Below are 20708 nucleotides of genomic sequence, written 5' to 3' on the forward strand. Positions count from 1 at the left end.
CTGGCGCCTGCAGTCCTCAGCATCCGTCCCGTCGCAGCCGCAGGCCGTGGCCGGTCACGGTGGTGGGTTGCCGCGGCCACTGCCCGCCGCCGCGGCAACCCCGCCCATCAGGAGGTGCTGCCCGTTACCGAGGTGCCGGACTTCGTGATGCGGTAGGTGATCTGCGTGCCGCTCCAGAAGTGGAACGTGAGGGTGGCTGTCCCGTCGTTGACTTCGTTGAAGAACTCCGGCTTCAGCGTGATGGTGTTGGCGCTGTAGTCGGGCTGGAAGTGGGTCCAGAACTCCTTGAAGGAGGTCCAGTTGGCTGGCCCGGCGTTCGATCCGTCGGTGTACTTGGCTTCCATGGTGGCGAGCTGGTCGCCGCGGAACTGGGTGGGAATGGTGAGCCCGCTGGTGGTGCCGGTGGCGGCGGCTTGGGTGGGCGGGTCGTAGGTGATGATGTCGATCGGCCAGGGTTCGCCCTGGGAGAAGCGTGCCTGGATGCTGGCGTTGACGCCGTAGGCGCGGTTGCCGACCAGTCGGGTCAGTGCCGTGGCGGTCAGCGTGAGCGTGTCGCCGGACACCGTGTAGTCGGTCCCGTTGACCAGGTCGGTGCTGCCCTGGCGGAGCCCGCGGAACGTGGTCCCGTTGAGGTTGAGGGTCAGGGACTTGCCGGTGACGGCTCCGGTGCGGGGGACGTACACCTGGTCTGCCGAGGCGGTGCCCGAGCGGGTGGTCCAGCTGGTCTTCATCATCGCGAACACGCCCGGGTCGCGCCAGCTCAGCGTGTTGCGGTTGAGGAACTGGCCGGCGTCCCACAGCATGGTGGTCAGCGACCTGGTCCGGGCGTGGTAGCCGACGGCCTCGAGGAACTTGAGGAACTCGCCGCGTTCGATGATGCCGGGCCGGTTGTGGTCCCAGTTGAGCAGGGCCCATTCGCCGATGATGACCGGGATGCCGCGGGCCACGAAGGTTGCCTGCACCCGGTCGAAGGTCCCGATGAGGTCCTGTTCCACGTTGGTGTCGTAGCGGGTGCCCCCGGCGATGTTGACGCTGAAGGGCCACCATCCGTAGAAGTGGACCGTCGCGGCGAGGTTGGCGTCGTGCAGCTGGGTGAAAGTGGCGGTGAGGGCGTCGAGTCGGCCCTGGTCGGCGTTGGTGAACAGCGTGGGCAGTACCAGCAGCCGACTGGTGTTGCCGCCGCCGGACTGACGCACGAGCCGCACGAACTCGGTGTTGAGCTCGTTCAGCACCTGGTAGTTCTGGTCGTCGCCGGTGGTGCCGGTGAACTGCGGTTCGTTGATGCTCTCGAACACCAGCCGGGCTGAGTGGTTGCGGAACGTGCTGGACAGCTGGGTCCACAGGGCGGTGTAGCGGGCGAGGACGTTGGTACGGTCGGTGGGGTAGGTGTTGATCCACTGCCAGGAGTCGTGATGCAGGTTGATCATCACGTAGAAGCCCTCGTCCAGGGACCAGTCGACGATCTGGCGGACGCGGCTGAGCCAGGCGGCGTCGATGGTGTACGTCGGCGCCGGTCCGTGGTGGTTGCTCCAGGTGATCGGGATGCGGATGCTGTTGTAGCCCTGGGTGCGCACGTGGTGCAGCAGGGCCTGGGTGGTCAGCGGGTTGCCCCAGGCGGTCTCGTCGGGGATGGCGTCCAGGGTGTTGCCGAGGTTCCAGCCCGGTTGCATCGCCGCCACGGTCGCCATCGGATTGCCTGGCTGCGGCGACGTCGAGGGGGACGGCGAGGCCGAGGGTGAGGCCGAAGGCGACGGGCGGGTCGAGGCGCTGGCCGAGGGCGAGGGCGAGCCGCCGACGGTGCCGGTGCATGTGACACCGTTGAGCGTGAACGACGTGGGTGCGGTGTTGCTGCCCGACCAGGAGCCGTTGAAGCCGAAGGAGACGGTCGCGTTCGTGCCGATGGCTGCGTTGTAGCTCATGTTGGTCGCGGTCTGCAGCGCGCCGGACGCGGTGACGGTGGCGTTCCAGGCCTGGGTGACCTGCTGGCCGGACGGGAAGGTCCACCTCACGTTCCAGCCGTTGACAGGGTCGCCGAGGTTGGTGACGTCGACGTTGGCGGTGAAGCCGCCCGGCCACTGGGCGGACACCGCGTAGGTCACGCGGCATCCGGCGGCCGCCTGGGCGCTCACCGCTGCCGCCACACCGGCCAGGAGGGCGGCGGCTACGCCGCCGGCGACAACGGCGGCGCGCCACCGTACTCGTCGCAGGTCCTGCAGGGTCATGGGATCATCCTTTTCAGATCGAGGTGGTTCGTGCGGGGCTCGGTGTCACACGGTCGTGGCCGGGTTTGCGCAGACGGTGTCCCGGCGGTCGGCGCACCCGGTAGTGACGTGACAGTGGATCGATGGCCGACCCGTCGGCGCGATCGAGTGCTTCGCGGTCAGCTGCCCCTGATTCCGCGACGTTGCCTGGCTCCCGCAACGATTCAACCTCCGCGACCCTACCGCGAAAGTTTCGGGCAGGACGCTACGCCTTTCGGCAATGCACGTCAATGGGATCCGCCAGGTGCGCGAGCGATGACAGCCGCGGCGCAGTGGGCACCGAACCTCGACCCGCCACATTGCAGCCAGTGTGAACTGTGTTTTCCCGTACAAGATCACGCTGTCGGTCCGGAACGACGTGCGAGGAGCCGCGGCACGAGGGCAGGTGGCCGATGCCCGCTCGTTGACGAAATCGTCGGCCGTCACTACGCTCCCGCCAGGAAAGTATCTGCGCAATGTCCAGAAAGTTTCTACGGCGTGCTCCCCGGACCTGAGCACACGAACTCCGCATCCCTTGCCCCGACGCCTATGGCCTGAAGGCGGTCCCCGTGACACGGGATCAGAATCCCCATCTTCTACTCGCCCTGCCCCGCCGGCGGTTTCTGACCGGTGCCGCAGCGGCGGCCGGCATCGTGCTCACCGCTGGTGCCATGGCCGGATGTGGACCCGACGAGCAGGCCGACCTCGCTTGAACAGTCTGTCCGCCCGGCGGCGGACGGGCCAGTCCTCCTGGCCGCCTCCACGCTGGGCCACGAAGCCCCCGCGCTGGGCGCCGCCACGATCGCTCTGACCGCATCACCAACGGAGAAACCCGAATGAGTTCAGCACCCGCACAGCTATCCCCCACGGTCGTCGACGCCAACGGCTGGATCGGCGGCATGTTCCACAACCCAGTCATCTCCGGCATGCATCCCGATCCGAGCATCTGCCGGGTCGACGACGACTACTACCTGGCCTGTTCCAGCTTCGAGTACTTCCCCGGTGTGCCGATCTTCCACAGCCGGGACCTGGTGCACTGGGAGCAGATCGGCAACGCGCTCGACCGGCCCAGCCAGCTGCACATCACCACCGACACACCCTCCTCCGGCGGCGTGTACGCGCCCACCCTGCGCCACCATGACGGCCGCTTCTGGCTGATCACCACCAACGTCGCACCAGGCGGCACAACCATGCTGTTCACCGCCACCGACCCGGCCGGGCCATGGTCCGAACCGATCCGGACCGGCATTCCCGGCATCGACCCGGACCTCGCCTGGGACGATCAGGGCCGCTGCTGGTGCACCTACGCCGGCATCGAACAGGTGCGCATCGACCCGGACACCGGCCAGACCTTCGGCACACCACACCGGCTGTGGTCCGGTGGAACCGGCGCCCAGGCACCGGAGGCTCCCCACCTCTACCGGATAGGCGACTACTGGTATCTGCTGATCGCCGAAGGCGGGACCGAGCGCGGACACGCCGTCTCGATAGCCCGCGGTCCGGCACCGGAGGGACCTTTCGAGCCCTGCCCGGCCAACCCGATCCTGACCCATCGCGGCGTCAACCACCCGATCCAGAACACCGGGCACGCCGACCTCGTCCAGTCCCCCGACGGGTCTTGGTGGATGGTGCTGCTGGGCGTACGCCCCGGCGGCGGCACCCCGGGATGGCACGTCCTGGGCAGGGAAACGTTCCTGACACCGGTGACCTGGGCCGACGGCTGGCCGATGGTCGGGCGGGTCGAGCCGGCGCTCGCGTCGCCCCCGTGGCCGGCGCTCCCGCTGGCCGCAGCGCCGGTACGCGACGACTTCGACGCCGACCGGCTGCACCCGCGCTGGATCTCCGTGCGGTCGCGGCCCGACGAGCTGTGCTCACTGGGCGAACGCCCGGGCTGGCTCACCCTGCGCGCCCGCGGCGCGTCACTGGACCAGCCCGACGTGATGTTCGTCGGCCGCCGTCAGCAGCACCTGTCCTGCACCGCCCGCACCCTGCTCGACGCCGCGCAAGGCCGTGGCGGCCTGGCGGTACGCCTCGACGAGTCGCACCACTACGAGATCGAGGTCGGCGACGGGCAGGTGCGCGCGTCCGCCCGCGCCTCGTCCCTGCAGACCACGCTCGGCACCCGCACCACGCCGGACGGACCGGTCCGGCTGCGGATCGACATCATCGCATCGGCGCCGGCACAGTGGCATCCGCGCGAGGAGCCCGACACCGTCCGGCTCGGGATCGAGGGCAGCGACGGCACGTTCGACGTGCTGGCCGAACTCGACGGCCGCTACCTGTCGACGGAGGTCGCCGGGGGCTTCACCGGCCGGGTGCTCGGCATGTACGCCGCCGCGGGCACCGTGCAGTTCGACTGGTTCGACTACGAGCCGACCGAGCCCGGTCCGAGCATCTCCCCAGAGGCTATCCTTGCGCCGTGAACGGGGCCGGACAGCGTCCGGCCCCGACCGGAAACACAACGCACACCACGACGGAGGGAGTCGGGTTGTCGCACGCCGAGTCCGATGAGCCGGTGACCGACACCGAACACGCCACCAACGGTCCGGCCGGGGCGGTGACCATCTCCTACATCGCCGAGTCCGCCGGAGTGTCGATCCCCACGGTGTCGAAGGTCCTCAACGGCCGCTCCGGCGTCGCCGCCGACACCCGCGCCCGTGTCGAAGCACTCGTCCACCAGTACGGATACCGCAGGCCCACACCGGCCACCCGCAGCAACCTGATGGAACTCGTCTTCGACGACCTGCAGCACATGTGGGGGGTAGAGATCATCCGCGGGGTGGAACGCGTCGCACGGGACCACCGCATGGGTGTCGTGCTGACCGAGTTCGGCCCGCAACGCAGCTCGATCCGCTACTGGATCGACGACACGGTCGCCCGCCGTCCCGCCTGCATCGTGACGGTGGCCCAGCTGTCGGAGGACCAACGCAACCAGCTACGGGCCAGAGGCATCCCCTTCGTCGTCGTCGACCCCACCACCGAGCTGCCTGACGACGTTCCGTTCGTCGGAGCCACGAACTGGGCGGGCGGCCGGTCAGCCGCCCGCCACCTCATCGAGCTCGGACATCGCCGCATCGCGATGATCGCCGGCCCGGACCAGGTCCTGTGCTGCCAGGCCCGGGTCGACGGCTACCGGTCCGCGATGACAGCCGCCGGCCTGCCGGCCGACGCCAGCCTGGTCGCACGGACCGACCTGGACCAGAAAGGCGGCCACACAGCGGCGATGACCCTGCTGAGCCGTCCCGATCCCCCGACGGCGATCTTCGCCAGCAACGACCTGCAAGCGCTCGGCGTCTACCAGGCGGCGCGGCAGCTCGGCCTGCGCATCCCGGCCGACCTGAGCGTGGTCGGGTTCGACGACCTTCCGGTCGCCGCCCTGGTCGACCCCCCGTTGACCACCGTTCACCAGCCACTCACCGAAATGGCGGTCGCCGCCACCGAATTGGCGCTCGCCCTGGGCCGCGGAGAGAGGACACCGCAGGTAGGGCTGGAGTTGGCGACGACCCTCACCGTCCGTGGCAGCACAGCCCCACCACGACCGTAATCGCACGCCACCGGTGTCGACATGTTGGCTTTTCCCGGCATCGGTCGACGGATAGACGCCGTGTCGGGCCATATGAACCAAACGGGTGGCTGTCCGCCGTGCCCGTTGTTCAGGAACTTCCCGAGCTCCACCATCTGGCTGTTGGCCAACGCGTTTATCGGGTAGACGACGATCGCCCTGATGCCTCGTCCGCTGCCGTCGCGCAGCACCCGGTCCACGATCGGGACGATGTACGCGAGCGACTTGCCCGAACCGGTGCCGGTCGTCAGCACGTATGAGGCCCCGGACGATGCCACCGAGACTGCCTCCGCCTGATGGCGGTGCAGGGTGATGGGCTGTTCACCGGGATCGTTGAGATCGCTCTTGCGACGGAAGATCCGCTCGCACTCCCCCTGCAGTACACCACGCGACACCAGTTCGTCGATGCGCCCGCCGACGGCGAAGGAGGGGTTCAGCGACAACCACGGAGCCGGCCACTGCGCGCCCCGCTCGCTCTGGCTCTCGATGGCATTCCGGATCTCGGTGTCATGTACATCGACGAAGCCCTCCGTGAACTGCTGATAGTCACGGACCAACTGCCGATGCACCGCGAATGCGTCCACCGAGCGCTTCCTCCCCGATCAGCGCACGACCGCGCTGCCGAGCACGCCGTTCGGCGTCCCCCGCAACGCGGCCGATTTTATTATCCGTTCTCGACTCAGAACAGAGAACATTTACGGTCGCAAAGCACAGGCCAGAAGGCCATCCACCATCCAAGGGGGACAGTCGTGACCACTCTAGCGATTGACAGCTAGTTTCTTCTGCTTTACGTAACGTCTGCTCCATGTCTGTAATCGCGAGTGACACCCGCGCTCCGCGCCTCGCCGAACCCGGTGACCTGTTGCTCTCTTGCCGCAACGGGTCTGCTGCACCGATAGGTGACAGGTGTAGTCACGCGGCCTGACTGGCCTGCGGGGTCATGATTGTCTCGAACTCGATGGGGGTCAACTTGCCGAGCGGGCGTTGTCGTCGGCGGCGGTGGTAGGTGCGTTCGATCCAGGCCACGATCGCGGTACGTAGTTGTTCGCGGGCGGTCCAGGACCGGCGGTCCAGGACGTTGTTCTGCAGCAGGCCGAAGAACGACTCCATGGCCGCGTTGTCTCCGGCGGCGCCGACTCGGCCCATCGAGCCGAGCATGCGGTGCTGGTGCAGCGCGGCGACGAACTTCCTCGATCGAAACTGATTGTGGCAGGCGGCGACGACCATAAGTGAGCACCGCGGCGACGGCCATATCGCGACGCTGGTAGCGCAACGGATTCACCGGGGTGGAGTCGGCCGTGTGGATGACGCTGCTCACGCCGCTCGCCGTGGTGGCCTTCGCGGCGATCCCGCAGATCAACCCGGTGCACCTGACTGATCCCGCGACCGTTTGAGTCACACCCAATACAGCGATAAATTTACATGTAAAGTCAGACGACGGATGGTCCGTCGATGCTCTCCGACAGATCGGATCACCGTGAGAAGGTCGGTAACACAGTTCATCGCCCTGGTGGGCGCCGTCATCCTCGGCCTCGGCGCCGTACCCTCACCCGCGCAGGCGGCGGCCTCGCCGCACCACATCCAAAACCAGGCCAACCTCGGTTGCCTGGGCAGGCAGGGCACCGGCACCATCGCCCCGGTCGCGACCTTCGCATGCGAGGATTTCAGCTACCAGTTGTGGACCCCGGTGTTTGACAGCGCCTACAGCGGCTACCGGTTGTATCCCTACGGCAGCAACAAGTGCCTCACCAGCAACCCGGACGCGACCGCGGCCGCCGTCATGCTGTGCGGTACGTCGATCCTGCAGCTGTGGCTACTTGACGACCGGGGCAACGGCCTGCGGTGGCTGCACAGCGTGTCGTCCGGCAAGTGCCTGGTGCTCGGCAGCGCCCCGAATCTGACCCAGGCCCCCTGTGCCGACGCGCCCGCGCACCTCTGGAAGATATGGGGCTTCACCGGCTGATCACGCCTCACGATGGCATCGCCGAACCGCGCCAGGCTGGCAGCACGGCCTTGCCGTAGCGGGCTCCGGCGCTCCCGACGGGCAGGATCTGCCTGATGTGCTGCAGGTCGGCCGAAGTCCGCTCGATCTGTGCCGCAGCGAGGTTTTCGGTTAGGCGCTGTAAGAGCTAAGCGGTCACCCGCGGCCTGCCTCAACTCCCGCCACCCGACCGGACGAGCAGTCGGTACCGCCGGATCGCGATGCCGACCGTGACCGGCAGGCCCACGCCGCGGCCCGCGATGAAGAGGCAGTCGCCGACGACCGTCCGGTAGCCGCCGGACGGCGTCAGCGAGATGCCCGGCTGCGCGGTGGACGGGGCCTGCTACGGGATGGTGAACGGGTCTTGCTGCGCCGGCGGAAGAAGCCGATGCGGCGACCTTCCGGTGGTCTGCCACGATGCCTGCGCCGGCGTCGTGGCAGCGGAATGTCGTCTTGCCGCCACATCGATGCTCGTCGCAGACAGCGGTCCTACGCTGCTGACGACATCGAGGCTCCGGTCGATCCGTCGGACGAAGGAAGCGCCAATGTTCCTGTTCATGATGATCGCGGCGTGCTTCGGCGTGCTTCAGCTCGCTCTTCTCGGCTCGGTGACCCGGTCGGTGCGGATGGCGAATCTCCTGCTGGCCGTCTCGGTGGGCCTCTACGGCTGTGGCGCGGTGGCCGTCATCCTGCAGCTGCTCTACACCCGCGGTGTAGCGCTCCTGACCGGAGATTCGGTCAGCGAGGTGGTGCGGACCGCCAGCTACTCGATGGACCCGATCATCGAAGAGGTCGTGAAGGTGCTGCCGCTGCTGGCGCTGGTGGCGTTCCGGCGGATCCGAGCGCAGTGGAGCCTGACCGACTTCGCGCTGCTGGGTGCTGCTGCCGGCGCCGGTTTCGGGCTCGTCGAGGCGACGATGCGCTGGAGCCACCAGGCCAGCAGCGCGGTCGGCGGTCCGATCGACGGCTGGACGATCCCGCTCGGCTTCGGTGGCGTGTACGTGCCCGGGCCGTTCCAGATCGTCGGTTCGTGGCTGCCGGCGCCGGTCGTGGACGCCGGCGCTTTCGTCGGCACCGGTTCGATGGACGTCAACCTGCATCTGGTATGGAGCATGCTCGCCGGCTTCGGCGTCGGGCTGCTGGTGCGGGGCCGGGGCTGGCAGCGCTGGCTCGGCCTGCTGCCGTGGTTGTACGCGGCGCTCGATCACATGGCGTACAACCACGACCTCGCCCGGCCCGGCGAGAACGCCGGCATCTGGTTCTTCTCCGCACCGGTACGGGCGATCGAGGATGTGCACTGGCTGCTGCCGGTGGTGGTGCTGGTGGTCGCCGGAGCGCTGGACTGGCGCCGGATCCGGGCCGGCAAGGCGGCTCTGCCGGACGTCCTGCTGGCGGCCGAACGCGGCGGCCGGCCGGCCATCGCCGCGCTCGGGCGGTTCGCCACCGTCGGTCTGCCCTGGACCCCGATCCTCGCCATGCGGTTCGCGCTGCTGCGCCGCTCGCTGATGTACGCCTACGATCCCGCCGTGCTCGACCAGCTGCACGGCCAGGTGCGCTCGGCGCGCGAGCACATCGACCAGGCGGGCGATCCGGCGGCATGGCGGGCGCTGAACGCCCGCCGTGCCGTGGCGGCGCCACCGTCGCCGCCAAAGAACATGCTGGTGCGGCACTGGCAGCCGCTGCTGTCCCTGGTGCTTGTGCTGCCGTCGCTGGCCTTCCTCGTCGCGGGCGGGTTCCCGGCGACGTCGTGGATCCAACGGCTGCTCTCCACCTCGTTCATGTTCGCCGTGGTGACCATGTTCGCCATCGCGGCCCTGGCCATGGTGGCGTGGGGACTGTTCAACACCGTACGCGGGCTGCCGACCGCGTTCCGGGAGCCGTACGCCGATACGGCGGTCAGCGTCGCCTTCCGGTCCAGTGTCGCGGCGGGCGCGTTGGGCGTCGGCGCGCTCTCGCTGTCGAAGGTGCTGACCGGCGGCGGGGCCAACGACCCGACGGTGTCGAACGTGCACATTCTTGACGCCATCAGCCAGATGACCAACATTCTCGGCTTCGGCCTCCTGGCGCTGTCGCTGCTGCTCATCTTCGCGGCGTTCATGGGCGGGACCGGCGGGCTGGGCGGTGCGCTGGTGGGGGTCCTGGTAAGGATCAGCCTCCAGGAGCTGCTCCAGATGATCGCCATGGCCGGCATCGGCGTGCTGGGGGCGCTCGGCGCGATGCTCGCCATGGCCTCCAGCGGCGGCGGCTCGGGCAGCGGTCAGAGCAGCGGCTCCAGCGAGGGCAAGGGGTCGGGTGAAAGCTCCGGCGAGGGCAAAGGCTCCAGCGAGGGGTCGGGCGAGGGCAAGGGCTCCGGCGAGGGCAAGGGCCAGGGCGAGAGTTCCGGCGAAGGTGAGGGCAAGGCGGAGCCGCAGCGCGAACTGACCGAGGACGAGAAGTGGGACCAGGCGACCCGCGCCCGGGACCAGGCGGCGGAAGCGCAGAACACCACCGGCGAGGTGGCCGAGAGTTACTCCACGCCGGAGAGCGCGATCGGCCAGGTCGAAGGCAAAGCCACCGTGATCGACAAGGTGCCCACAGAGAACGCCGGCCTCCGCAGCCAGGGCTACACCGAGACCTGGTACGTGGAGGACGCGGAAGGAACGCAGTGGACCGTCGCGCGAAACCCGCGTACCGGCCAGTTCACCGGCGCGCACCCGTCCTCGTCGAACTTCTAGCCCGGCCGGTGGGTACACCCACGTGACCGCCGTGACCGCCGCAATGCAACGGCAGGTCATCGACGCGCTGCGTGCCGGAGATCGTGGAAGCGGAACTGTTGCTCCAGAGCGGCATCTGGGCGGCGATTGCCGGTGTGATGCCGCCGGTCTTGTTCGCATCGTGTTCGCCGGGTTGTTGCCGCTGGTCGTGGAGAAGGCAGCCGGCCGGTGACCAGAGCCGCTGCGTCGTCGGCGGCTTGCACGCGGCCACGGACCGGCTCTACCCGCAGGTGCCGCGGCTGCCGCCCGCCTCGGCTCCCGTACGGGCACCGCAGCGCTTCGCCTCACACGTGAAGGCGCGCGCCCGGCTCGACGCCCAGCGGCAGGACCCGGTCACCTTCGTACGCCATGCCGCCGACACCAGCCTGCACACCTGCGCCTGGTCGCTGGCCGACGGGTTACGCGGCTACCTCTGGCTGGGCATGCACACCACGGGATGGGCCGAGGTGTTGCCAGCTGTCGAGCGCATCGGCATGTTGATGGAGCGCGATGAATCGGCCGCTCCCCGGCGGTCATCCGCCTCGCCAGTCGCGGCCAGGTCGGATCCTGGCCCACGCTGACGGCCCTGCAGATGCTTCGGTCATGCCGTCGGCGTCCAGCCGGTGTCACGGGTGCCGTTACGGCAGGCCAGGGTCGGGGAGCGGATTTCCGTCCAGGTACAGCTCGGTCAGGGCGGTGAGCTCGCCCAGGCCGTCGGGGATCGCGGTGAGCCGGTTGTCGGACAGGTTGAGCACGGTCAGGGCGGTGAGCCTGCCCAGGCTGTCGGGGACCCTGGTGAGCAGGTTGTCGTGCAGGTGCAGCGCGATCAGGGCGGTGAGACCGCCGAGGGTGTCGGGGACGGCGGTGAGCTTGTTCGCGTACAGGTACAGCTCGACCAGGGCGGTGAGGTTGCCCAGGCTGTCGGGCAGCGCCGTCAGCTCGTTGTCGTCTAGGCGGAGGTCGGTCAGCGCGGTGAGGTTGCCGAGGGTGTCGGGGACGGCGGTGAGCTTGTTCGCGTGCAGGTAGAGCGTGTTCAAGGCGGTGAGGTGACCCAGGCTGGCGGGCACCGCCGCCAGCTGGTTGCCGTGCAGGAACAGCGCGGTCAGGGCGGTGAGGCCGCCGAGGCTGTCGGGGATCGCGGTGAGCTGGTTGTCGGACAGGTTGAGCACAGTCAGGGCGGTGAGGTCACCGAGAGCGTCGGGTACCTGTGTGAGCCGGTTGCCGCGTAGGTGGAGTGCGGTCAGGCCGGTGAGCCCGGTCAAGCTGTCGGGGAACGCCGTGAACGGGTTGTCGGACAGGTAGAGCTCGGTCAGGGCGGTGAGGTCGCCGAGGCCTTCGGGAACCGCGGTGAGCCCGAGTCCGGACAGGTCGAGGGAGGCCGACCGAGTGACAGCGGCGTGCTGTATGCGGGCGACCGCGATGGCGGACAAGCTCCAACCTGCTTCCCACTCAGTCGAGACAGAACTCGCCGCCCTCGATGTCCTGCATCAGCAGGCGGCCCCGGATTACGTCAGACAAGATCGATATCTTGTCAGCGTGGACATCTTCCCCGTCAGCTCATGGCGGGGAGGGTCTCCGGTCGTTGGGTGACGAGGTGAACCTGGTCGAACCGGATCGCAGACCGGGTGGGCGGGGTCCGGGCGCTATGCGGATGTCGATATCGATGGCCGATACGCGATGCCTGATCCCACCGGAGGCCGCCTGTCGCCGGTCGGGACAGGTCTGGCAGTGATCGTCACCGGCGGTAACCACACCGACGTCACCCAGCTCACCCCCTGACCAAGGCCATCCCGCCGATCCGCGCCTGGTCGGCCGTCCACGACGACGTCCGTTCTGATGCGGCTCTCATCTGGCACGCAGATGAGAGCGCCGTCCTGGTCAGTGCACGCTCACGATGACCTTGCCGAGGGCGCGTCCCTCGCCCACCCGCGCCAACGCCTGGGGCACCTCGTCGAGGGTGAAGGTGCGGTCGATGTGGATACCGAGATCACCTGCTAGGCAGAGCCCGGCGACCGGTTCGAAGTGCGTCGGCCCTTCCTTGACGGCGAGCACGCCGATGCGGCGGTGGGTGAGCCGGCCGATCACCGAGCCGACCGTCAGTACGCGCAGCAGCGCTCGTACCGATCCGCCGACGCATCGGTAGCGGCCGCCGGGGGCCAGCGCCCGGCGGTAAGCGAACACCGACCGGTGCGCGACCAGGTCGAGGATGAGATCGTACGGGCCGTTGCGGGTGAAGTCTTCGCTGCGGTAGTCGATCACCTTGTCCGCGCCGACCGACCGCATGAAGTCGAGCTTGTCCGCGTTGTCGACCCCGGTCACCTCTGCGCCGAGCCGTTTGGCCAGCTGAATCGCGAACGAACCCGAACCTCCGCCAGCACCGTTGATCAGGACCCGTTGCCCGGCCCTGGCACCGTCAGTGCCCTGCCGCGCGATGACGCCCGCTTGCGGAATCGCCGACGCCTCGGCGAACGTCAAAGCTGAGGGCTTATGGGCCAGCGCCGATTCAGGGGCGATCGCGTACTCGGCGAAGCCGCCCTTGAGCATGAGGTTGTCGCCGTACACCTCGTCACCGGGCCGGAACCGGGTGACGGCCGGGCCGACCGCATCGACCCAACCGGCGATGTCCGAACCGAGTGTCCGGCGAGCGGGAGAGCGCAGCCCACCGATCCGCGAATACAGCGGCGAGCCACGCAGGGTCTCCCAATCACTGAGGTTGACCGAGGTCGCCGCGACCTTGACGAGCACCTGCCCGGTGCCCGGAGACGGCCTGGGAACGTTCTCCATCCGCAGTACATCCGGCGGCCCGTAACGGTCGTATACGACCGCCCTCATCAGCATGTCCATTCCTCCAGTGCCCAGCGGCCTCCCGCCATCATTAGCACGCTGGCGCAAGCGGTTGACCGACGAGTGGCGGCTCTATCGCCACGGCCTCGGGTCGCTGTAGACCCAGTCCGGTTTCTGGCGCCGACCTTCGCCACCGGCTCGCGCCCGTCGTCGGCACAAGCATGCGTACGCCGCCGCGGATGCGCCTGTTGTCGCAGCAACCGGCCTATCTCCTGCGACAACGTCGGCCGTTCGTGTCGGCGGCCTCGGCCCACTGCCAGCAGGTTCTTCCTGTCGACTGCTGCCATCAGCGCCCGCTAGAAGTCCCTGACCACCAGCTGCGGCTCGATCCGCGTGAACCGGACCGCGATCACGTCCATCACCTTGTCGAACACCCGTGACGCGGCAGGCCCTACGCAATGCGCAGCGGCCACCGTCCTGCTTATGACTTGTCCACGACATTCGATGATCAGGTGGCGGTCGCCCTCACCCATCCGGGCAGCTCAGAGCCCGAACCAGCACCGCCGTACTAGCTCGCGAACAGGGGCTCGGCCGCCTCCAGGCGTGGCACCGGCACGCCGAGCCTGCGCGCCTCGGCCAGCGTGTCGCGGCAGACCGCGCGCAGTTCCTCCAGGCTGGCATGCGACTGCATCACCACGCGGGTCGGCGGGAAGTGACCGAAGAGCCAGGCGAGCAACGGCGCGGTCAGTCGGACGGGAGCCCGATAGAGCAGGACGTCGCCGCGATGCTTGCGCAGATCGACCCCGCGGGCCTCGACCAGCGGCAGCAGCTCGCGGGTGGCCAGTAACGCCTCGCGGAGGCTGCCCGGTGCCCCGGCGAGCGCGCCGAGCGAGCCCAGTCGCAGGCTCTGGGTGTGCAGGCCGGCGTTTTGCACGAAGTGGATCGACAGCCAGCCGCGGAAGTCGGCGCTCTCCCGGATCCGCAGCCCGGCGCTCCGGAACACCGCCCGGACGTCCTGCTCACGCTCGGTCGGCGCCCGCCCGTCTAGGGTCCCGAAGAAGACCACCGGCAGCAGGGCTGCGCGCAGCACGCCGTCGTCCCCGAAGCCGCCGCCAGCACCGGGGAAGCCCCAGACGACCTGGTCGGCGGGGAACGGGCGGATCGCCTCGGCGGGCTCGACCCACAGGTTGTTGAAGACGAGCACCGAGGCCCGGCCCAGCCGCGGAGCGAGGAACTTCGCCGCCTGCTCGAAGTCGTAGTGCTGCACGCTCAGCACGATCAGATCGAAGTCGTGGTCCGGCTCGAGCGAATCGCGGTAGCGCACCGGCCATTGCTCGGTGACGCGCTTGCCCCAGACCCGGCGCCGTGCGTCGACCAGCTCGAGGTCGATCGCCTCGCCGTACTGGGCCGCCCGCCCAGGACGGACGTAGAACTCGACCTCGTGCCCGGCCCGCTCCAACGCCCACCCGTAGACCGTGCCGATCACGCCCCGGCCGAACATCAAGATCTTCACGGCTTCCCCCGGTGTTAGAATCGGAAACAATCTCCAGTTGTAAAATATGGAGACAGTTTCCGTTTGTCAACGTGAGGGATCGTGACCGCCGACAAGCCGCTTCGCGCCGATGCTCGGCGCAACCGCGACGCTCTGCTCGCCAAAGCCCGCGAGCTCTTCGACCAGGGCTGCTTCGACCTGCGTTTCGACGACTTCGCCAAGCTGGCCGGCGTGGGCACCGGTACGCTCTACCGCCACTTCCCCACGCGGGAGGCGTTGGCCGAGGCGGTCTACCGCGAAGAGGTCGCCGCGATGTGCGACCGCGCCCGCGAACTGCAGGACACGCTCCCGGCGGACGAGGCCCTGGCGGCCTTCCTGCGCGGGTTCGTGAGCCACCTGGATGCCCACCGAGGGCTCGCCGACACGCTGGCCGCGCTGATGACCACACGTACGGAGGCGCTGACCGAGGGCGGCCAGGCACTGAGTCAGGCCATCACCGGCCTGCTCGACGCGGCGAGGAAAGCCGGCACCGTCCGGGACGACGTCGGTGTGGGCGCCGTCATGATGGCCTTGCAGGGCATCTGCGCCGCCTACAACCATCCCGGTTCGGCGAACGACGCGGACGGCGTCATCACGCTCGTACTCGATGGGTTGTCTTTGAAGGGGGCCGACAGCCGTCGGTAGCCGGTGGCCGGGATCTTCCGCCCGGCAGAACGATGCGGGCGCGGTTTCCTGCTGAAACTACCGGGTCTCGCGCCGACGACGCGCGCGCTCGAAATCGGCGACATCCGACAGCCAGGGTCCGTGCTGATCGAGCGCGGCGCAGCCGCCGCGGACGAAGGCGCGCACCAGGCTCCGGTACCCACTGATCCCGTCGACCAGGCTGTACTCGACCCGGTACTGCGGATCCGACCCGCCCTGCCCGGGTCGCACCGTCGTGATCCGGGCGATGGAGTCCGCGTAGAAGTGGAGCTGGATCCCTTCGCCCATCTCCTCGTCCTCGATGGTGAACACCTCGTTGTCCCCGGCGGCGCGATCGGCGACGAACTCCCAGAACTCGGCGGTGGCGGTGCGGGGACCCTCCCGTAGCCACTTCTTCTCGCCGCCCTTGTCGTCGGTGAACGACAGGGCTGTCTTTCCCGCGCTCCCACCGAGGCCGACGTGGTCGTCGCCGGCCTCCTCGTCACCTTCCGCAGGTGCGCTCCGGGAGCGGTCCGCGGCCTCCGAGCACATCAGGAAGCTCACCGTACGCACCGCGTCGTCGACGAGTTCGGGATGCGCGCGGCGCACGGCCGCCTCGACCGCCGCTGCCATCCGGTCCCAGTCTCGCTTGTCCGTGGCCCGCTTCCCCCGTCGCGGATCGAGGCCGATCCGCATCCCGGCGCATGTCTGCTCCGCGGTGGCGATCACGCGCATGACCTGGGGCAGCAGCGCAGGGTCGACGGCGTCGGGCATCCGCCTCGGCACGGTCGCGCCATGCAGGTACTGGCCCGTGTACCTCAGCAGAGCGGCGTCGAGCGGACCGAGGACTGATCCGCGCTCGGCGCGACGGCGGTCCGCACGATACTCCTGGGCGCGTTTCTCGTCTGGCCGCTCCGTCGCCGTGCGCATCGCCGCGCAGATCTGGCCGCGCTCCAGCAGGCCGATGTCGGCACCGTGCGCGATGAGCCTGGTCCGGTCCCACCGGATGCGTCCGAAGAGCGCGTCGACGTCCGCGGGTGCGCAGAGCAGCACCGGGTCCAGGAGCGCGACGGCAGCGTGCTCGTCGAGCAGGCCCCGGGTCCCGGCGGCCTCGCACAGCGGAAGGACCGCGCTCCAGAGCATCAGGTGTCTGGCCAGGTCCTGCTGGATCACCGCGAGATGGGCCGGCTCGATCGGGAACGTGAACGTGCGAGGCTCGTGGTTGGCGTCGGCCCCGGCTGCGAGCATCAGCTTCAGCTCGCCGTCCTCACGGATCGCGCTCGGGATCCAGCCGCTGCGCGTGAAGACCATGTCTCTCATCGGTTCAGACCTCCCCGCGACGGCACCGGCCGGACATGGCCGCCCCGGATCGACGGCGAGCCGCATGGCGGTGCCGGTGTCCGGCTCCGCGCCTTCTGATCACGACCACCGCGCGAACTCGGTGTCCAGACGCGGGTCGGTGCGCACCCAGACTTCGCCCCCGGCGGCCCCGGCGGGGGCGTCGACCCGGGTCAGACCCAGGAACTCGACCAGTTTGAGCAGTACGGCTCGTTCGGCGCGGTCGTCGTCGGCATCGTGGGAGTCGAAGAAGACGTAGTACTGGTCGCTCGGGTCCACGATGCCCGATGCCGCCCAGATCCGGGCCACCTCTTGGATCGCCTCGGTCTCCGTCGTGATCGTGGCGGCGCGGGCGGCACCGCGGGTCTCCGGTGGCGCGTCGAGGTCGGCGAGGTCGGAGAACCACTGGCCGAAGCGGTCGAGGCCGGCGTATCCGTTCTCGAAGAACAGCATCGCGCTGGGAAGGTAGCGGTTGGGCCTGTCGACCTTGAGGTATTCCGACCGGGGCTGATCCCCGCCTTCGGCCCGGGAGATCACCCCCATACCGGGCATCAGCACCAGACGCTGCCCCGCCGGTTCGTCCCTGACGGTGTAGGTGTCCGACTCGCGTTCACGGAAGAACGCGGAGAACGCCACGTACGCCTCCTGCGGGTCGCCGACGGAGACCTGCTGGCCGTCGCCGTCGCCCGCGGTGAAGACGAACTGTTTCGGGCCGGGGCGGTAGGGGCGGGCCATGTGCGTCCTTCGTTGACCGGTGACTACCCCGCCATTGTAGTGGATCAAAGCGGGCCCGCCCGGCGCCCGCATCACCGCTGCACGTCCAGACCGCCGCAGTTCGGCGGCAGCTCCGCAGGACCGCTGCGGCCACGGCGCCCCGGTCCGCAGGACCGGGGCGCCGCCGCGGCACTGGTGTCAGCAGGCGCCGAAGTAGCAGGTGCCGTAGCTCACGGTGCAGTTGGCCGAGTAGTAGTTGAGCTGCCGGCGACCGCCGGAGTGCGGGCACTCCTCGCACCAGTAGTAGGGCGTGCAGACCGCGTTCGCGGTGATGTTCGGCACGAGCTTGGCGAGCAGTCGCTCACCGGCCCGCTCCAGCATTGCCTTCATGGCTTCTCCTGACGGGAGGTGGGCGTCGCCGCCCACACGTCGGCGGAGGCGGATGCGCCCGCCGCACCGGCCGCGAGGCCGGAATCCTGGGTGCTCAGGCGCCGGATGACGACGCCGAGCAGTGACGCGGCCGGCAGCGGGCCGAGCTGTCGCGAGTCCTGGCTGTGCGGGTTGTCGCCGACCACCGCGACGTATCCCGGCGGCACGACCGCGTCGGTGCCTGGTCCGCGCTGCCCGGGTAGGGCGTACACGCGCTTGACGATCCACGGGCCCGTGGTCGCCATGCCGGGCGGTCGCCGCAGGACCACCAGCCGGCCGGGCGACAGGCTCGCGGACCTGGCCCGGCGGACGAGCAGGCGGTCTCCGTCGTGCAGGGTCGGTTCCATGCTGCCGCCGCTGACGGTGACGAGGACCAGGCGGCGGACGGCGTACCACGCGGCGGCGGCCGCGCAGGCCAGCAGGAGGAGGATCATGCCGGCATCGCCTGGTAGCCCGCGGCCTGGGTCTCGAACAGTGTGGCGTAGATGCCGCGGGCCGCCATGAGGTCGTCGTGGTCGCCCTGCTCGGCGACCCGGCCGCCGTCCAGGACGGCGATCGTGTCGGCGTCGCGCACCGTGTTGAGCCGGTGTGAGATCAATATCGTGGTACGCCCGCGCCGGTGCGCCTGCAGGGCCCGCTGGATCGACGCCTCCGCGTCGGCGTCCAGGCCTGAGCTGGGCTCGTCCAGGATCGCCAGGTCGCTGTCGGTGCGCATGAACGACCGGGCGAGCGCCACCCGCTGCCACTGCCCGCCGGACAGTTGCACGCCCTCGCGCGGGTCGTTGGCGCCGCCGGCCCAGAAGAGCCGGGTCAGCGGTGTCTCGTAGCCGAACGGCAGGCCGGTCAGGGTGTCGTGGACACCCGCGAGCCGGGCAGCCGCCTCGACCCGGGCCGGGTCGTGCAACGCGGACAGGTCGCCCAGCGCGACATTCTCCCGTGCGGGCAGGTCGTAGTCGCAGAAGTCCTGGAAGACCGCGCTGATGCGCCGCCGCAGCGAGGCCGGGTCCAGGTCGCGCAGGTCGACGCCGTCCCAGGTGATCGTGCCCCGGGTCGGTTCGTAGAACCGGCACAGCAGCTTGACCAGCGTGCTCTTGCCCGCACCGTTGAGACCTACCAGGGCGGTGGCGCTGCCGCTGGGAATGGACAGGTTCAGCCTGCGGAACACCCAGCCGGTGGCACCGCTGTACCGGAACCACACGTCCTTGATCTCGATGCCGCGCCGCAGCGGCGCCGCGGCTGTCGTCCCCTGGTCTGCTCCCACCGGTGCGGTGGCCGTCGCGTAGTGCTCGAAGACCAGCAGCGCCTGGTGGGTCGACGCGACCTGTTGGACCCCGTTGCCCAGGGCCGCCTGCACTCCGGCGACGGCCACCAGGAACACCGACAGATCACCCACCGTCGGCGAGCCCGACCGGGTGAGCCAGACCAGCCCGCTGCCGGCCACGGCCGCCGCCAGCGAACCCACGAAGACCTGGATCGCCAGCCGTCGGCGGTCGATGCGCCGCTCGGCCGTGTTGATGGCGCTCAGTTCGTCGAGCATCCTGCTGCGGAAGAAGTCACCGAGGCCGAACAGCTGGACCTCCTTGGCCGACTCCGCAGTGGTCATCAGCCGCGCGTAGAACAGGCGACGGCGCTCGGCGTGGCCGACGCTGGTCACCGTCGTGGCGTACCGGCGGCTCAGGCGCAGGTGGAGCAGCAGGCCGGGCACCGCTGCGGCGATCACCGCGGCGGCGACCGCCGGGCTCAGCGCGATCAGCGAACCGAGGAACCCGAAGAGGGCGACGGCCGCCGCCGCCATCCCCAGCGCACCGGACACCACCCGGCTGGGCGCCAGCCGACCGGACGATCCCGCGATCTGCACCGTGTCCTGGAAAGACGGATCCTCCAGCCGCGCCAGGCCGGTGTGCCGGTTCAGCGCGCTGAACAGGCCGTCCTGGACGGTCAGCGACAGGCTGCGGTCCAGTTCCGCGGCCAGGTACTGGTTCAGGTGCGGCAACGCGGCCAGCACCACGCCGACAGCCGCGACCGACACCGCCGCCAGCGGCGCCACCGAGCCGACGGCGGCACCGTCCAGCAGGTCGGCGGTCAGCCACGCCAGCCACACCGGCCCAGCCCCGGCCACGGCGGTCAGCCCACCCATCGCAGCCACCGCCCCGGGAGCACTACGCCAGGCCATCACCGACGCCCGGGCCAGATGCCTTCGGTCAGACACGCGCGGCTTCCCTCATCAGCCGGTCCGGCTTGGGGAAGGTCGCGAAGGTGGCGCCGCTGTGCGACACCGTCCCGGCGCCGTCCAGCAGGACCACCGCGGGGTAGCCCCTGGTGGAGAACGCCGTGGCGACCGGGCCGAACGGGGGTTCCATGACGACCCGGGCGACCGGTCCCACCTGCGCCGCGAGGTCGCGCAGCTCCTCCGGCGACCCGATGAGGACCGCGACCGTCCGCTCGCGGCCGCCCATCGCCTGGGCGTACGCCAGGAACTGCGGCAGCTGGTCCTTGCACGCGGAGCAGTCGGGCGACAGAAAGCCCACCAGACTGTCCGTGAGCCCGGCGGCGTCGATCACCTCGCCGTCGGTCGCCTCGGCGGTGAACGGCCCGGGTCTGTCCCCCGGCAGCAACGTCACCCGGGGAGGTTCGGCGGTCGGCGACGGCGACATCTCGCGCAGCCGCTTGATGACACCCATGACGAGAACCAGGTTCAGAGCACCGACGACGCACGCCAGCACCGAGGCCACGGCCACGTAAGACATTGGTCCCT

General features: G+C 69.4%; 17 protein-coding genes and 3 pseudogenes. 7 read left to right on the forward strand and 13 right to left on the reverse strand.

Going from position 1 to position 20708, the window contains the following annotated elements; all coding sequences use genetic code 11:
* Positions 1 to 107 precede the first annotated feature (107 nt).
* Entirely contained in the window at positions 108 to 2222 is a 2115-nt protein-coding gene (locus Cs7R123_RS03275) for a cellulase family glycosylhydrolase (protein ID WP_212823299.1), read from the reverse strand.
* A gap of 854 nt (positions 2223 to 3076) precedes the next feature.
* Here Cs7R123_RS03275 and Cs7R123_RS03280 point away from each other — a divergent pair.
* Positions 3077 to 4663 (forward strand): glycoside hydrolase family 43 protein, encoded by a 1587-nt coding sequence (locus Cs7R123_RS03280; RefSeq protein ID WP_212823300.1) that lies wholly within the window; start codon positions 3077 to 3079, stop codon positions 4661 to 4663.
* Between the two features lie 92 nt (positions 4664 to 4755).
* Complete coding sequence (locus Cs7R123_RS03285; RefSeq protein WP_244871588.1) at positions 4756 to 5784, forward strand: LacI family DNA-binding transcriptional regulator; 1029 nt, start codon at positions 4756 to 4758, stop codon at positions 5782 to 5784.
* Positions 5785 to 5900: 116 nt separating this feature from the next.
* Here Cs7R123_RS03285 and Cs7R123_RS40970 read toward each other — a convergent pair.
* Together Cs7R123_RS40970 and Cs7R123_RS03295 are read right to left on the reverse strand one after the other, a co-directional pair.
* Positions 5901 to 6386, reverse strand: a pseudogene (locus Cs7R123_RS40970) (DEAD/DEAH box helicase); the annotation flags it as partial.
* A gap of 328 nt (positions 6387 to 6714) precedes the next feature.
* Positions 6715 to 7008 (reverse strand): annotated as a pseudogene (locus Cs7R123_RS03295) (integrase core domain-containing protein); the annotation flags it as partial.
* Between Cs7R123_RS03295 and Cs7R123_RS41050 the strand changes: the two are divergent.
* From Cs7R123_RS41050 to Cs7R123_RS03310, 4 genes and pseudogenes are all read left to right on the forward strand, one after another.
* Positions 7007 to 7066, forward strand: a pseudogene (locus Cs7R123_RS41050) (hypothetical protein); the annotation flags it as partial. The pseudogenes Cs7R123_RS03295 and Cs7R123_RS41050 overlap by 2 nt on opposite strands.
* A gap of 213 nt (positions 7067 to 7279) precedes the next feature.
* Positions 7280 to 7765, forward strand: coding sequence for an RICIN domain-containing protein (locus Cs7R123_RS03300; RefSeq protein WP_212823301.1), 486 nt, complete (start codon positions 7280 to 7282; stop codon positions 7763 to 7765).
* A 563-nt stretch (positions 7766 to 8328) separates the two neighbouring features.
* Complete coding sequence (locus Cs7R123_RS03305) at positions 8329 to 10497, forward strand: PrsW family glutamic-type intramembrane protease (RefSeq protein WP_212823302.1); 2169 nt, start codon at positions 8329 to 8331, stop codon at positions 10495 to 10497.
* Positions 10498 to 10568: 71 nt separating this feature from the next.
* Entirely contained in the window at positions 10569 to 11096 is a 528-nt protein-coding gene (locus Cs7R123_RS03310; RefSeq protein ID WP_212823303.1) for a hypothetical protein, read from the forward strand.
* A 57-nt stretch (positions 11097 to 11153) separates the two neighbouring features.
* Here Cs7R123_RS03310 and Cs7R123_RS03315 read toward each other — a convergent pair whose 3' ends face one another.
* The 4 genes from Cs7R123_RS03315 to Cs7R123_RS03330 form a co-directional block, all read right to left on the reverse strand.
* Complete coding sequence (locus Cs7R123_RS03315) at positions 11154 to 11945, reverse strand: leucine-rich repeat domain-containing protein (protein ID WP_212823304.1); 792 nt, start codon at positions 11943 to 11945, stop codon at positions 11154 to 11156.
* A 448-nt stretch (positions 11946 to 12393) separates the two neighbouring features.
* Positions 12394 to 13359 carry an NAD(P)-dependent alcohol dehydrogenase gene (locus Cs7R123_RS03320; protein WP_244871589.1) on the reverse strand — a complete coding sequence of 322 codons (966 nt, stop codon included), beginning with the start codon at positions 13357 to 13359 and terminating at the stop codon, positions 12394 to 12396.
* Between the two features lie 296 nt (positions 13360 to 13655).
* On the reverse strand, positions 13656 to 13832 hold the full coding sequence (locus tag Cs7R123_RS03325; protein ID WP_212823305.1) for a hypothetical protein: 177 nt from the start codon (positions 13830 to 13832) through the stop codon (positions 13656 to 13658).
* Between the two features lie 35 nt (positions 13833 to 13867).
* Complete coding sequence (locus Cs7R123_RS03330) at positions 13868 to 14812, reverse strand: ketopantoate reductase family protein (RefSeq protein WP_212823307.1); 945 nt, start codon at positions 14810 to 14812, stop codon at positions 13868 to 13870.
* An 81-nt stretch (positions 14813 to 14893) separates the two neighbouring features.
* Here Cs7R123_RS03330 and Cs7R123_RS03335 point away from each other — a divergent pair, with 81 nt between their 5' ends.
* Positions 14894 to 15475: a TetR/AcrR family transcriptional regulator gene (locus Cs7R123_RS03335; RefSeq protein WP_212823309.1), complete on the forward strand. Its 582-nt coding sequence runs from the start codon at positions 14894 to 14896 to the stop codon at positions 15473 to 15475.
* Between the two features lie 57 nt (positions 15476 to 15532).
* On the opposite strand, the gene Cs7R123_RS03340 is transcribed toward Cs7R123_RS03335, so the two are convergent.
* The 6 genes from Cs7R123_RS03340 to Cs7R123_RS03365 all read right to left on the reverse strand — a co-directional run bounded on the left by Cs7R123_RS03340 (position 15533) and on the right by Cs7R123_RS03365 (position 20700).
* On the reverse strand, positions 15533 to 16783 hold the full coding sequence (locus Cs7R123_RS03340) for a DUF6357 family protein (RefSeq protein ID WP_212823311.1): 1251 nt from the start codon (positions 16781 to 16783) through the stop codon (positions 15533 to 15535).
* 108 nt (positions 16784 to 16891) lie between these two features.
* Entirely contained in the window at positions 16892 to 17545 is a 654-nt protein-coding gene (locus Cs7R123_RS03345) for a DUF6357 family protein (RefSeq protein ID WP_212823313.1), read from the reverse strand.
* Between the two features lie 177 nt (positions 17546 to 17722).
* Entirely contained in the window at positions 17723 to 17914 is a 192-nt protein-coding gene (locus Cs7R123_RS03350) for a hypothetical protein (RefSeq protein WP_212823314.1), read from the reverse strand.
* Entirely contained in the window at positions 17911 to 18387 is a 477-nt protein-coding gene (locus Cs7R123_RS03355) for a S26 family signal peptidase (protein WP_212823315.1), read from the reverse strand. The genes Cs7R123_RS03350 and Cs7R123_RS03355 overlap by 4 nt, the downstream gene beginning before the upstream one ends.
* The gene (locus tag Cs7R123_RS03360; RefSeq protein WP_244871590.1) at positions 18384 to 20090 is read right to left on the reverse strand and encodes an ABC transporter ATP-binding protein; all 1707 of its coding nucleotides are present in this window, start codon (positions 20088 to 20090) and stop codon (positions 18384 to 18386) included. Before Cs7R123_RS03360 ends, Cs7R123_RS03355 begins: the two co-directional genes overlap by 4 nt.
* Before the next feature lie 64 nt (positions 20091 to 20154).
* The gene (locus tag Cs7R123_RS03365; protein WP_212823316.1) at positions 20155 to 20700 is read right to left on the reverse strand and encodes a hypothetical protein; all 546 of its coding nucleotides are present in this window, start codon (positions 20698 to 20700) and stop codon (positions 20155 to 20157) included.
* Positions 20701 to 20708: the final 8 nt, after the last annotated feature.

Source organism: Catellatospora sp. TT07R-123 (genome assembly GCF_018327705.1).
In the GTDB taxonomy this organism is placed as follows: Bacteria; Actinomycetota; Actinomycetes; order Mycobacteriales; family Micromonosporaceae; genus Catellatospora.